Origin of the sequence: Sporocytophaga myxococcoides (assembly GCF_000775915.1) — a bacterium.
Lineage (GTDB): Bacteria > Bacteroidota > Bacteroidia > Cytophagales > Cytophagaceae > Sporocytophaga > Sporocytophaga myxococcoides_A.
Map to the genome: position 1 here is coordinate 371,533 of NZ_BBLT01000004.1, position 13,923 is coordinate 385,455.

Consider the following 13,923-nt stretch of genomic DNA (forward strand, 5'->3'; position numbering starts at 1 on the left):
GCACCATTTTATTTGACAAACAGGTCTTCAAAAACCTTTTCAACTGTTTTGTCCACTACTTATTATGAAAAAAAATCTTATTTTCTATACCCTCTTTACTGGCGGTTTTTCTCTGCTTATCTGGCTTTTACTAAACAATGGAAAAGATCTGGAGACAAATAGAATATTGCCACAAATAGTTTCCTCTGAAAATAATTCGATATTTTCAGGATTGAACAGTAATATCCATAATTCACTCAGCACCTTAATATTACAAATAACTGTTATCCTGATAGTTGCAAGGATATTAGGGTATCTGTTCAGGAAAGCAGGACAACCTTCAGTAGTCGGAGAAATATTAGCAGGAATAGTTTTAGGGCCATCGCTTTTAGGTTTATACCTACCGGAAGTTTCCTCTTTCATTTTCCCGGCATCTTCTTTAGGAAACATTCAGTTTTTAAGTCAAATCGGGCTTATACTTTTTATGTTTATTGTTGGTATGGAGATAGACAGTTCCACAATAAAAAACCAGGCTCATCAGGCAGTGATCATAAGCCATGCGAGTATTATATTTCCTTTTTTCCTTGGAGTAGTAAGTTCTTTCTTCCTGTATAGCAGTTTTGCGCCAACAAATATACCATTCGTAGCCTTTGCCTTGTTTATGGGAATCGCTATGAGCATAACAGCTTTCCCTGTACTGGCAAGAATAGTTCATGAAAAAGGATTAAGCAAACATCCCATAGGAATTGTTTCACTTACTTGTGCAGCAGCAGATGATGTTACTGCATGGTGTGTATTGGCAGCTGTGATTGCAATCGTAAAAGCTAGCACTATCCTTTCCGCACTTCTTACAATTGTTCTTGCTGCTGCTTATATTCTAATCATGTTGTATGTAGTAAAACCTGGACTTAATAAACTTTTTAGTATTAAGGCACAAAACGGAGAAGTCAGCAGATCCCTGACGGGGATAATTTTTCTTATATTATTGTTATCATCTTATATATGCGAAGTCATTGGTATACATGCTCTATTCGGAGCATTCATAGCGGGAGTCATTATGCCAGAAGAGGTAAACCTGAAGAAAGTCATTTCCGAAAAAATTGAAGACGTAGCCCTTGTTTTACTACTCCCTCTATTTTTTGTATTCACAGGATTGAGAACACACATCAACCTCTTAAATAATCCCCACTTATGGATGGTTTGCCTGTGTATCATTGTATTGGCTGTTCTTGGAAAGCTGGTAGGTAGCGCACTTGCAGCAAAGATTACAGGCCTTTCCTGGAAAAGGGCTTTATCTATAGGAGTTTTAATGAATACCAGAGGTCTCATGGAACTTGTGGTCCTTAATATCGGATATGATTTGGGAGTATTAAGTCCTGAGATATTTACAATGATGGTTATTATGGCGCTTGTTACCACATTCATGACAGGGCCGTTCCTCAACTTCATAACCAAAAACATTCCCGAACAGGAACTTGCAAATACTGAAAATGCTGTAAACTCTGTAGCTTAAACTACAGAATAACAATAGCAGGAGCAAGTATGTTTAACTGATAACCAAGGAAACAATATATGGTTAATCAGGATGAACTTATAGAGATACTTTCAGCGTGTTCTGTAGTCTGTAAAAAATGTGCAGCAGCATGTTTAATGGAAAATAACTTTGAAAAATATTCCATTTGTGCCAGACTGAACCTTGATTGCGCCGGAATTACAAATATTACAGGGGAATTATCAGTAAGAGGATCTGCAGTGCTTTACAAACAACTCGAAGTATGCATTGAGATCTGCAGGCTCTGTGCTGAAGAGTGTGAAAATCATCCAGAGATTCCATTATGCAAAAGCTGCGCTGAGATCTGTTATAGATGCCAGAGAGATTGTGAGAGCTATAATCATCAGCATTCAATTTAATATAGAATCCTTTTAATATTTTACTCCACAAAGTTTTCCCTGTTTTCAAAAAGACCTCTTTTTTTTAGATGAAACAAGTGGTAGATTCGGTCGTTTCGAAATAAACTTACTTAACATCTGATTAATCATGAAAAAATACTTATCCAAAGAAGTACTTCTTAATTACCTGTATAGTATTCTTTCAGGAAGACTACTTGGATTTGTAGTCGGTACCTGGGCAAGTACAGTAGTTTCTCATTTCTTCGAAACCAAAAGCCTTAAAAACCTTTGGGGATTAAAAGCGAAGAAAACAATCATTAGTAAATCAGCTTTTGCAGAGCTTGAATGGATAGTATCGATATTAATAGGTTTTATTGTATTCGAAATATTTGAAAAAGTACTTAAGGAAAAATTCCAAACCCATGGATCTGTATATTACCGAAACACTCTTACATTCCTTGAAGAAAAAGGAATATTACAAAAGGTAAGGGATGTAAAGAAAAAAATCTTAAAAAAATAACTCCCCAAAAAGAATAAGGGCAAGGCTACAATACCTTGCCCTTTAGCTTACGGAATTTCAAATACTAATGCATAAAGATAAAATTTGTTGCTTTATGTACCTCCTGATCAAAATCAATCAGATTATTACCTTCAACAATTTTTGCTTTGTATCCAAGTCCGCATAATACTTCCATACTTTTGGTTCTATTTTCATTTTCCCCCAATTCACAATAGATGACAGGCTTGTGTTTGTTTAATATCTTGCGAGCTCCTTCAAGAACTGCCCATTCAAAGTGCTCAACGTCCAGCTTAATAGCCACTATGTCCTGAGAAGCATTTTTAAGGTGTTTAATACTATCCAGCTTTCTCAGCGGCACTGAAAAAGTTTCGCCTATACTGCTTTTCGGAATAGCATCATGAATTACATGACATAATCCCTGCATTTTTACAGAATCTACAACAGGCATCACCATGTCGATTTCACTATCCTCATTTCCCAAAGCCATAGGAAACACCTTAACATTATCAAGTTTAAACAACTCAATATTCTGATTCAGCGTTATCAGATTATATGGTATCGGCTCAAATGAATAAACAGTAGATTTTGGAAATTTTTTAGCAAGTGTTACAGTCATGAGACCGATATTAGCTCCTATATCCAGTATAATTCCATCCTTGGGAATAAGCTTGATAAAGTGAAGAAAATCTTTCTCCCCCTTATCTATCCTTAACGAATAGATCTTATATAAGGAAAACAGGTGCAGATAAAATCTGAACCCCAGTAGTTTTTGAAGATAAGCTTTAATAATCCTTTTCATCAACCCTCCTTTCATTAAAACTCTCATCATAAATAATAAGAATATTAAAATACCATTTGTTAAATGGGGTAAAGTAGGAAGTCCTGTTTTGCTGACCAAGCCTTATAACGACTCACAAACAAGCACATAAAACACTAAAAATGAACACATTAAAACTTAATTAAAATAAATACCGTAACAAACAATCTATCCGACTTTATTGTTATCGTCGAATTTTATTGGTAAGGCTTTTCCGTAGATCAAATAGTAACCAATCTCCAGCTTGCACATTAGGCCCCTCGGTTCGAATAAGCTTCAAAAAATCATTTACTCCTAGTGGCTCATTACCATTCCCATGAATCAATACAATACTTCCATCATAAACTTTTTGTCCCTTAGCAAGCCAGGCATCTGTACCAATAGGCAACAGTCCAAAGGTTGTAACTTTTTCAAATAGGGATTTGTCAGAAACAAGACCAGGAAATCTAAACATACAGGAAGGTATCAAACCTTCTTTAATCATTATCCTTTCAGTATCGAGTATTTCTTCGTTTATATCTGTTCCTTTTTCTAATAGAAAATTTTCTTTCAGAGGCTCATTCACACTTACCTTATGATGATAGCTGTGATTGATCCATTCCACTGTAATTCTATTTTCTCTTATTAACTTTTTGAGCCAGTTAAGATCCTCCTGATGTTTCTCCATCCATAGGCCAGAGACAGAAATAGCAAGTGGAACAGGGTGATCATTTTTTTCAAACTCTGCTATTATTGAAGTAAAAATTCTTTTATCAAGAGGCCTTTCCGAAGGACAAAGATCAATAGTAAGGTCAATACCTTTCTGGTCTGGCATTACATGTGTAATACCTGCATCCTGAAGGTTACTGCTATTTTTTATTGAACTATCAATTAAACGTATATAAGGAGTGTTTTTAAACTCCAGATTGACCTCTTGCCATGTAATCCTTGGGGGAATTATTTCAGAAGCTTCAATTATGCTAGTCTTCAGGGTATGTGGGTTAATTACTAAAAAGTACTTCTTTCCTTCCTGAAGAAATTCTCTCAGGATGAGTTTCTTCTCAGTTTTCAAATCATCTTTATAAATTGCAAAATAAACCTGATAGCCTTCCGGCCATTTGTCTCCTAACCTTACGGAGGTTAAACTTATTAATACAAGGATGAGAGCAATAAAAATCTTAAACAGCATATCTGAAATTTATTACTATACATTTCAAACAGAATGATGTTTTAACAGACAGAAACAAAAAGAGGCGGATAAACCGCCTCTTTTCATTATAATTTTTAGTTTATTATTTACCGCATATAGATTTGACCAACTCTGCCGCTTCTTTATCTCCAAGCTCTACTGCCTTCTTTGCATCGATACATGCACTGTCGTCTCCTAATTGCTCTTTGGCAACTGCCCTGTTATGAAATGCTTCGCCATCCCTGGGATTTAACTCTATTGCTTTTGTAAAATCAGACAAAGCTTCCTGATCTTTCTTTAACTGAAGATTAAACAATCCCCTGTTGAAATATGCCTGACTGTTATTAGGAAACTTTTCTATGATATTGTTATACTCCATAATAGCTGACTTTATGTCTCCTGATAAAAACTTTGAATGCGCTTTTTCGAAATAAGCATCATTAAACCTAGGATCAAGTTCAATAGCCTTTTCATAATCAGCAATAGCTGCTTTATAATCTTTCAATTCTCTTTTACAATTCCCCCGGTTAAAATAACTTACTTTATCATTCGGATCCAACTCTATTACTTTATCATAATCTGCAGAAGCCTCTGCGAATCTATACAAAGCACTCTTTGCAAAGCCACGATAGAAGTAAGCATAATTGTATTTTGGATACAATTCAACTGTCTTTGTAAAATCTGCTATAGCCTCTTCAAATTTTCCATACTCGTTTCTTGCCAGACCTCTTTGATAGTATGCCTGAAAATTCTGAGGATCTTTGGATATCACTTTGGTAAAGTCTGCAATTGCATCAGGATATCTGCTATAAAGATAGTATTCATGTCCTCTATGAACCAGTGCTTCCACTTTTGAAGAGTCCAGCTTTAATGCCGCTGTGAAATCTTCAATCGCCTCAGATCTCATTCCATTTTTGCTTTCCGCTATCCCCTTTTTGATATAGGCATCTGTATAGTCAGGTTTATAGCGAATACATTTATTAAAATCTTCTATTGCCCCTTCAATATCACCTAATTCAGACTTGGCTACCGCAGAGATATAATAAGCTTCATAGTTCTCTTTTTCATGCTTTGACAACGCCTCAGCCTTTTGAAGAGCCACCATAAAATTACCTTTTTTCAACTCTTCCAAAGCTTCCTTTTTTAGATCAGAAAGATATTTTGGATTTAAATAACCCTTCCAATATGTAAAACTGATATAATCTAAATTATCACCACCTGTGGCCAATGATTTTTTATCATCCATAGCATTATCAAAACGAACAACCAAATAATCTTCACCTCCCCTTAATCTTGCTACATAATAGCTTTGACTTTTAATATCATTAAGCGTAACCGATGCTTTTCCCCTTGAATAGATCTTTTGTATTTCTGCAAAAGATGCAGAAGCAGGATTAGAAATTTCTGCAGCTACAAAAGAAGTTTGATTTTTACTTGCAAAATTTAACTTAAAAGAAGGCAGGTCGGCGCTTTCAGTAAGGTTTACGAGATCTTTTTCAGAATCGCTGTCTGACAAAAACTTCTGCTTATCGTTCCTGAAATCCCAGGCAGCTGCACTTTTACCTTGCATGTTATAAATTTTTCCTTCATATGACGGCACCTGAGCCAATGTACAGAAAGAACTTAAAGTAGCAACTGCTGCAATTATGGATAATTTAATCATAAATTTGTACTTAATTAAGCAATGTGAAAAAGTATTTAACAATTTGAAAATTAAGAAGAATTTCTGGCACTTGAAAACAAATAATTTTCAAATTACTCCTAAATAATACTTATGTAAGAGAAGCCTGAATAAAGAACGTCGAACAATTTCATCCTCTTCAGGTTTGAATTCTATTACTCATATTTTAAATCGGATGTCCATTTTTTTTAATCATTTTGATTATCATCCCAATAGCTACCTTTTAAACATATGAATAATCTATTCGACCAAGTTTCTTTTAATTGCAGCAAAGATTTATCAAAGACATACAGAACTGATTTCACTATGGTGATAAATACATTAAGTCATCATTTAAGGGATAAGATATATAGCATCTATGCATTTGCTGCTTTAGCAGAAGAGATAGTAACCAGTCTTGAAAACAGAGACAAAAAGGAATTAATATCTGAATACATTAATGAGACTTATAAAGCCATTGAAAGACGTTTCAGCCTGAATCCCATTCTTAATAGTTTTCAGATAGTCATAAACGAATTCCAAATTGATACAGCTTTGATAAGGATATTCTTAGAAGGTATTAAATTAAAAATCTATCAGATACCTGGGAATTCTGAACAGATTGAGTTGTATGAAACAAGTGCAGCAGAAGCTTTAGGGTTAATGATCTTAAAAGCCCTATGTGATGGCAATCATCAGTTATATGAAACACTTGAAACATCTGCTAAAAAATTTTCTTCTACAATTCTAATGATTAATAAACTGACGAATTCATCAAAACTTTATCACAATACAGAGACAGCAATTGCTATCCAGCTGGAATGGCTTTCGAAAGAAATGAAAATAGCCATGGAAATATCTATTGAAGATAACCTTAAAAAAGTAAAGGAAAACATAGACAGAGCTCCTCAAAGCAGTAAAAGAGCATTATATATAGCATATGCATATTACAGCACTTTATTTAAAAAGATTAAAAAACTTTCTTCTGAAAAAATAATAACGAACAAAATTGGGATTTCATATAATAGAAAAATTATATTGGCATTAAACTCTGTAATAAAACAGAAGTTGAACTTACTTTAAACTATATCGGCTTGACAAATAGCTTTGTTATATTGGTAGATCAAAATGATTCTGAGAAAGGAATAATGGAAAAGATGGAGGCCCATCAAAAAGGTGAGTTGCACAGGGCTTTTTCCATTTTTATTTTTAATTCAGCCGATGAACTCCTTTTACAAAAAAGGGCATCTTCAAAATATCATTCAGGAGGTTTATGGACCAACACCTGCTGTAGTCATCCTGCTCCTGGAGCTTCTATTACTGAAGAGGCAGAAAAAAGACTTTTTGAAGAAATGGGCTTTTCCACCAACCTTCAGAAAATTTTTTCTTTCATTTACAAAGCAGAACTTAATAACGGGCTTACAGAATACGAATATGACCATGTATTCATTGGCACATTTGATGGGATTCCGGATATTAACCCGAATGAAGTTGAAGATTGGAAATTTGTAAAACTTGAAGACCTGAAACAGGACATTCAGGAGTATCCTGAAAGATACACAAAATGGTTCCTAATATGCTTCCCTAAAATTGAGCAATATTTAAATCACGGAAGCTAATCCTTACCAAAATTCATCTCCATTTTTTAAACATTTCCGCATGATAAGTGTTATGCTTGGTTATTCTATAAATAGAAGACCACAATCATATCATTTAACCAGTAAAGACTTTTATGTGGGAGATACAATTTTTACATACATCTTTTAAAAAGTTACGATTATCTGTCCGATATATACTTTCAGGGCTATTGGCTGCATTTTGCTTTATTGGTAACTTAAATGCTAACTCAAAAAATCCAGTTGTTATAATTGATAATAGGTTTGATTACATGATAACCGAAAGAAATTTTTCAATTATAGAAGATCCTTCTTGTAGTTTTACCTATGAACATTTTACAGATCCTGTCAAATATTCGCTTCTTACTTTTCCCCAAAAACAGAAACTATATAACGACAACCCCGCTTCTGCATACTGGATTAATACAGATATCCAATTTAAAGCATATCAGAAAACCAAATGGATATTGGAAGTTCTGGCAATTCACACTGAAGAAATTGATCTCTATCTCTTTGAAGATGGAAAACTAATACAATCCCGAAAAACCGGTGAAAAATACTCATTTTATGAAAGAGACTATCCCACCAAAAATATCATTTTTGATCTCCCTTTTAAAGCAAATCATAATTACCAACTTTTGCTAAGGTTAAAATCACAACATCATATACCTTTTCAGTTTAAGATAAGAAGTCAACAGTATTTTTCATATTATTCAACTCATGAATATCTTTATTTAGGCATTTATTACGGAATTTTACTTATCATAACTTTATATAATGCTTTAATATATACCAGCACCAAAGAAAAAGTCTATCTGTATTATGTGATATACGTTTTAACCGCTATACTCCTTTCTCTGACAGAAGATGGCTTTGGGTTCCAGTTTATATGGAAGAATTATCCTGAAGTAATTCCTTACTTATATAAGTATATAGCACCTTCATTATTCCTTTGCAGTTCTGTATTTTATTTTGATTCTTTCATGGGCTTGAAAAGAAGATTTCCAGTGATAAGACTTGTGGTTTTCGGAACAGTTGCTATCTATTTTCTTTTCTTCTCATTAAACTTTATTTACATAAAATTCAATTTCCCTTCCTACATATTTTATGCGATTCCATTTCTTGTGGTCCTTTGCTGTACACTTTACATGGCTATAAGAAGTTATTATCCTGCAAGAATATTTATTATAGCCTATACATTTATTTGTGTGAGTATCATTATTAAAATCCTGCAGGTGCTATCTATTGTAAAACCCAATATACTCACAACATACAGCTTCAACTACGGTATCACTTTTGAAGTTGTATTACTCTCATTTGCACTTGCAGACAGGTTCCGTACGATTAAAAGAGAAAAAGAACGTGCACAAAAAGCAATGATCCAGGAATTGAAAGAAAACCAGCTATTAAAAGATCAGCTCATTCTTGAATACAAAAAAAATGAAGCGTTGAATGAAAAAGCCACTAAAGAGCTGGAAGCACAGGTAGCAGAAAGAACCCGAGAGCTTCAGGAGAAAAATATTGAGCTGGACACCTTTGTATTCAAAGCATCTCATGATATCAAAGGTCCTTTAAAATCAATTATCGCCCTTACAAAAATAGGAATGAAAGACATACAGGACCCTGCTGCAGAGCCTTATATGCAGCATATACTAAAGAGTTCTGAAAAACTTGATAAGCTTCTGTTTGATCTTCTTTCTATCACGAAAGTAAAGAAAACAAACCTGATCTATGAAATAATCGACTTTAGTGTATTGGTAGAAGATGCAATATCCAGCTTTAAAAATTTTCCAGAATTCTCATCTATGGTCTTTGATATACAGATAAATGAAGCTATAAAATTTTATTCAGATAAAAATCTGATTAAATCTATAATTCAAAACCTTATTGAGAACCCTATTAAATACAGAGATCTCAATAAATACGAAAGCTTCCTGAAAATAAAAATTGAATGTGATGATGAAGAAGCGAGACTAATATTTACTGATAACGGACTAGGAATAGCTCCAGAGTATCACACAAAAATTTTTGACATGTTTTGCAAAGCAAACGAAAATTCAAATGGTACCGGACTTGGACTTTATATTGTAAAAATCGCTTTGGAAAAACTTAATGGAAAGGTAACATTGCAAAGTGAGCCTGGAGAAGGTTCTTGCTTTTCTGTTGTTATACCTAATCCAAAAAAAAATAATACCTCTGAAGAATATGAAGAGATCATTCATCATAAGAATTAACATGATGAATGACTTCTTAATTTAATCGTTTCCTAATAAATATATCTTACAAAAGCTTCTATAGCTTCGTACTCAGGCAAGCCTAACTTGTTATAGAGGTCTGCTGTCGCTTTATTTCTTTCTTCAGCCCTCTGCCAGAACTCACGAGAGTCAGACCCTTGAAATACTACACCATCCTTTTGAGATTGATGTTTGAAAATGCCATATCTCTTTCTCAAAACCTGATCAGGGCTCATTGGAACTGCCATTTCTATCTGATAAACATCCCACTCCTGCCATGCTCCTCTATAAAGCCACAACCAACAATCTTTAATCCAGTCCTGATTTTCAGGATCTTTTTTTAATCTCCTGAGAGCTTCCAAAACAGCATCAAGACATACTTTATGAGTGCCATGTGGATCTGCAAGATCTCCCGCAGCATAGATTTGATGAGGTTTAATCTGTTTGATCAAATCTACTGTCAATTGTATGTCTTCTTCCCCCAAAGGTTTCTTTTGAATCATTCCTGTTTCATAAAAAGGAAGATTCATGAAATGTACGTTGCTATCCGGAATCCCAACAAACCTGCAGGTTGCTTTCGCTTCTGAAACCCTTATCAACCCCTTTATCTGTCTTACTTCGTCAATATCCTTTTCACTTTGCTTTTTATTTTTCAGAAACGCTCTGGCATTTTGATAAATAGTATCTATTTCCGAGTTGTTTAACCCAAACTTTTGATCAAAACCGGTAACAAAATCAGCATATCTGAGTGCTTCTTCATCTGATACGGCAATATTTCCAGACGTCTGATACGCTACATGCACATCATGCCCCTGATCCTGGAGTCTCATAAACGTCCCCCCCATAGAAATGATATCATCATCTGGGTGTGGGCTAAAGATTAATACCCTTTTAACAGCTGGTAAAGCCCTCTCCGGTCTCATACTGTCATCTGCATTTGGCTTACCGCCCGGCCAGCCAGTGATGGTATGCTGCAACTGATTAAAAACATCTAGGTTTATATCATAAGCAGGACCTTGCTGCGCTACAAGTTCTCCCATCCCATTATCATTGTAATCTTTATCTGTCAGCTTGAGCACAGGCTTTTTCAAAGATATAGCAAGACCTGTTACAGCTTTCTTAATTAGCTTTTTATCCCAGATACATGTATCAACAAGCCATGGAGTTTTAACTCGAGTAAGTTCTGCCGCAGAGGCTTCATCCAGAATAAAAGTAGCATGAGGATGATTTTGCAGATAGGAAGCTGGAACATACTCTGTAACAAGCCCTTCTATCGATGCCTTTACAATTCTGCTTTTATGTTCTCCAAGTGCCATTAGAACTACTCTCTTTGCATGAAGTATAGCTGATATACCTAGAGTAATAGCTGTTCTTGGCACATTATGCAATCCATTGAATTCCTGAGAAGCGGCAGCACGAGTGCTGTGATCCAAGGCAACCAGTCTTGTTTTGCTGTTGGATGTAGAACCGGGTTCATTAAATCCGATGTGTCCATTACCTCCTATTCCCAATAGCTGAAAATCAATCCCTCCGTGCATTTCGATTCTACTTTCATAGTCCCGGCAAAAAGAGGCAATCCGTTCTTTACTTAGCGTACCATCAGGAATATAGCAATTATCAGGAAGTATGTCCACATGATTGAACAGCTGCTCCTTCATAAACCTTACATAACTATGTAGAGAGTCTGGCTGCATTGGATAATATTCATCCAGATTAAATGCGATAACATTTTTAAAGCTTAATCCCTCTTCTTTATGTATGCGGACAAGCTCCTTGTAAACCCCCTTAGGAGTAGAACCAGTAGAAAGTCCAAGTATACATGGCTTATTCAGCATTTGCTTGCTTCGAATAATCTGTGCTATTTCTATAGCAACAACTTTTGACGCAATTCCTGAATTCGGATAAATTTCTGTAGGAACCTTTTCAAATCGTTTAGACAATTCTGAATCAGGTATTAAGACAGACATTTTATCATTACTGTTCTGTATACCATTTTCCGAATTGCCAGTCGATCCTTTTATTGAAGCCTCACTCATATCAATACCTGTTTTTTTTCTTTATCCTAATTGAACTGTATTCTTTAAGTTAAGTTTGCTATCATCCTTTTAATGTTACCAGGGCGCCCTTTTTAATTTCTTCCACTACTCCGGGGTCCAATAAAGTAGAAATATCACCTAAGTTAAAAACATCACCTTCAGCAATTTTCCTCAAGATCCTTCTCATAATTTTTCCGGACCTGGTCTTAGGCAACCCCCTTACAATCTGAACCTTATCCGGTTTAGCTATAGGACCAATTATTCTGGTAACGGTTGCCAGAATGCTTTGCCGGATTTTATCATGATCCTGATCAAAATCTTCACATATTACAAACGCATAAATACCCTGTCCTTTAATATCATGCGGATAACCAACTACTGCAGATTCAATGACAGCTTCATCTTCATTGATAGCATTTTCCACTTCTGCTGTTCCCATTCTATGCCCTGAAACATTTATCACATCATCAACCCTGCCCAGTATTCTGTAATAACCATCTTCATCGCGGCGGCATCCATCCCCGGTAAAGTAAAGATTTTTATAGGTTGAAAAGTATGTCTGACGGCAACGCTCATGATCTCCATAGGTTGTTCTTAAAATAGAGGGCCATGGGAATTTAATACAAAGATTTCCTTCTACATCATTACCTTCAAGCTCCTGACCTTCACTATCTACAATCACAGGCTGTATGCCAGGCAATGGAAGTGTTGCATAAGATGGCTTTGTTTTAGTAATTCCGGCTAATGGAGAAATAAGAATGCCACCTGTTTCTGTCTGCCACCACGTATCCACTATCGGACAATTGTTTTTTCCTACATAGTCATCATACCAGTGCCATGCTTCTTCATTGATCGGTTCGCCCACAGATCCAAGCACTTTCAGACTTTCAAGCTTGTAAGGAGTAACATGCTCAAGTCCGCAAGCCATTAAAGATCTTATAGCCGTCGGGGCTGTATAAAAATGAGTCACCTTGTATTTATCAACAACTTCCCAAAATCTTGATGGAGTGGGGTGTGTAGGTATACCTTCAAACAACACACTTGTTACCCCGGCAAGAAGAGGTCCATAAACAATATAAGTGTGGCCGGTTATCCATCCTATGTCCGCAGTGCTCCAGTAAATACTGTTTTTTTCGCACTGAAATACGTTACTGAAAGAGTATTCCGAGTATACCATGTACCCTGCTGTTGTATGAACAACTCCTTTGGGCTTGCCTGTCGAACCTGAAGTATATAAAATGAATAGCGGATCTTCGCTTTCTACGGCTTCAGCTTTATGTTCAGCACTGGCTTTTTCCACTAACTCATTCCACCAGAGATCTCTGGATGATTTCATTTTTACAGGTTGACCAGTTCGCTTATAGACAATTACATTCTTCACTCCAGGACTATTTTCCAGAGCATCATCCACAATATCTTTAATAGCGATGGTTTTATTTCCTCTGAATGAACCGTCAGAAGTTATGACTAGATCAGCTTTTGCATCATTGATCCTGTCAGTCAAAGAGCTTGCACTAAATCCTGCAAATACTACTGAATGAATGGCACCTATCCGTGCACATGCAAGCACTGCCACTACAACTTCCGGTATCATTGGCATATAGATGCAGATTCTTTCTCCTTTCTTCGCACCCAATGATTTCAAAACATTGGAAAACCTGCAGACCTCAGTATGCAATTGCTTATATGTAATAGCGCGCCCTGTTTCAGAAGGCTCATTAGGCTCCCAGAAGAAGGCCACTTTATCACCCTTATCCTTTAAATGTCTGTCAAGACAATTTTCAGATATATTAAGCTGACCTCCCGAGAACCATTTCACATCCGGTTCAGAGAAGTTCCAGTCCAGCACGCTGTCCCATTTTTTCTTCCATTGAAATCTGTCTGCCTGCTTCGCCCAAAATGCTTCAGGGTTTTCAACACTTGCAGCATACTCAGTCTGATATTCCTGCAGATTATTAATCTTATATGCCATAAACTGAATAAAAGTTTATTTTTTTAACTAG

Annotated in this window: 11 protein-coding genes; 6 read left to right on the forward strand and 5 right to left on the reverse strand. The window is 35.7% G+C overall.

Translation table 11 applies throughout. From position 1 onward, the window contains the following. Positions 1-64: 64 nt before the first annotated feature. The 3 genes from MYP_RS11800 to MYP_RS11810 all read left to right on the forward strand — a co-directional run bounded on the left by MYP_RS11800 (position 65) and on the right by MYP_RS11810 (position 2,389). Positions 65-1,492 (forward strand): cation:proton antiporter domain-containing protein, encoded by a 1,428-nt coding sequence (locus MYP_RS11800; RefSeq protein ID WP_052430126.1) that lies wholly within the window; start codon positions 65-67, stop codon positions 1,490-1,492. Positions 1,493-1,551: 59 nt separating this feature from the next. Continuing rightward, entirely contained in the window at positions 1,552-1,890 is a 339-nt protein-coding gene (locus MYP_RS11805) for a four-helix bundle copper-binding protein (protein WP_045463403.1), read from the forward strand. A gap of 127 nt (positions 1,891-2,017) precedes the next feature. Beyond that, complete coding sequence (locus tag MYP_RS11810) at positions 2,018-2,389, forward strand: hypothetical protein (RefSeq protein WP_045463405.1); 372 nt, start codon at positions 2,018-2,020, stop codon at positions 2,387-2,389. Between the two features lie 64 nt (positions 2,390-2,453). Here the strand turns inward: MYP_RS11810 and MYP_RS11815 are convergent, their stop codons facing one another. The 3 genes from MYP_RS11815 to MYP_RS11825 form a co-directional block, all read right to left on the reverse strand. Continuing rightward, the gene (locus tag MYP_RS11815; RefSeq protein WP_081990490.1) at positions 2,454-3,218 is read right to left on the reverse strand and encodes an FkbM family methyltransferase; all 765 of its coding nucleotides are present in this window, start codon (positions 3,216-3,218) and stop codon (positions 2,454-2,456) included. A gap of 172 nt (positions 3,219-3,390) precedes the next feature. Continuing rightward, complete coding sequence (locus MYP_RS11820) at positions 3,391-4,374, reverse strand: hypothetical protein (RefSeq protein WP_052430127.1); 984 nt, start codon at positions 4,372-4,374, stop codon at positions 3,391-3,393. 103 nt (positions 4,375-4,477) lie between these two features. Further along, positions 4,478-6,037, reverse strand: coding sequence for a tetratricopeptide repeat protein (locus MYP_RS11825; RefSeq protein WP_052430128.1), 1,560 nt, complete (start codon positions 6,035-6,037; stop codon positions 4,478-4,480). A 249-nt stretch (positions 6,038-6,286) separates the two neighbouring features. Here MYP_RS11825 and MYP_RS11830 point away from each other — a divergent pair, with 249 nt between their 5' ends. The 3 genes from MYP_RS11830 (at position 6,287) to MYP_RS11840 (ending at position 9,884) form a co-directional block, all read left to right on the forward strand. Beyond that, the gene (locus MYP_RS11830; RefSeq protein ID WP_045463410.1) at positions 6,287-7,117 is read left to right on the forward strand and encodes a squalene/phytoene synthase family protein; all 831 of its coding nucleotides are present in this window, start codon (positions 6,287-6,289) and stop codon (positions 7,115-7,117) included. An 11-nt stretch (positions 7,118-7,128) separates the two neighbouring features. Beyond that, on the forward strand, positions 7,129-7,653 hold the full coding sequence (gene idi, locus MYP_RS11835; protein ID WP_081990491.1) for an isopentenyl-diphosphate Delta-isomerase: 525 nt from the start codon (positions 7,129-7,131) through the stop codon (positions 7,651-7,653). 269 nt (positions 7,654-7,922) lie between these two features. Further along, on the forward strand, positions 7,923-9,884 hold the full coding sequence (locus MYP_RS11840; RefSeq protein WP_197060066.1) for a sensor histidine kinase: 1,962 nt from the start codon (positions 7,923-7,925) through the stop codon (positions 9,882-9,884). Positions 9,885-9,916: 32 nt separating this feature from the next. Here MYP_RS11840 and nagB read toward each other — a convergent pair whose 3' ends face one another. Continuing rightward, positions 9,917-11,920: a glucosamine-6-phosphate deaminase gene (gene nagB, locus MYP_RS11845; protein ID WP_081990492.1), complete on the reverse strand. Its 2,004-nt coding sequence runs from the start codon at positions 11,918-11,920 to the stop codon at positions 9,917-9,919. Between the two features lie 61 nt (positions 11,921-11,981). Then, positions 11,982-13,892, reverse strand: coding sequence for an acetate--CoA ligase (gene acs / locus MYP_RS11850; protein WP_045463416.1), 1,911 nt, complete (start codon positions 13,890-13,892; stop codon positions 11,982-11,984). Between the last annotated feature and the right edge of the window lie 31 nt (positions 13,893-13,923).

Bases quoted from the DNA above. Each gene is read 5' to 3' on its own strand.
- MYP_RS11830 (WP_045463410.1), top strand. From the start codon at position 6,287: ATGAATAATCTATTCGACCAAGTTTCTTTTAATTGCAGCAAAGATTTA.
- acs (WP_045463416.1), bottom strand. From the start codon at position 13,892: ATGGCATATAAGATTAATAATCTGCAGGAATATCAGACTGAGTATGCT.
- MYP_RS11825 (WP_052430128.1), bottom strand. From the start codon at position 6,037: ATGATTAAATTATCCATAATTGCAGCAGTTGCTACTTTAAGTTCTTTC.
- MYP_RS11805 (WP_045463403.1), top strand. From the start codon at position 1,552: ATGGTTAATCAGGATGAACTTATAGAGATACTTTCAGCGTGTTCTGTA.
- nagB (WP_081990492.1), bottom strand. From the start codon at position 11,920: ATGAGTGAGGCTTCAATAAAAGGATCGACTGGCAATTCGGAAAATGGT.
- MYP_RS11820 (WP_052430127.1), bottom strand. From the start codon at position 4,374: ATGCTGTTTAAGATTTTTATTGCTCTCATCCTTGTATTAATAAGTTTA.
- MYP_RS11840 (WP_197060066.1), top strand. From the start codon at position 7,923: ATGATAACCGAAAGAAATTTTTCAATTATAGAAGATCCTTCTTGTAGT.
- MYP_RS11810 (WP_045463405.1), top strand. From the start codon at position 2,018: ATGAAAAAATACTTATCCAAAGAAGTACTTCTTAATTACCTGTATAGT.
- MYP_RS11800 (WP_052430126.1), top strand. From the start codon at position 65: ATGAAAAAAAATCTTATTTTCTATACCCTCTTTACTGGCGGTTTTTCT.
- MYP_RS11815 (WP_081990490.1), bottom strand. From the start codon at position 3,218: ATGATGAGAGTTTTAATGAAAGGAGGGTTGATGAAAAGGATTATTAAA.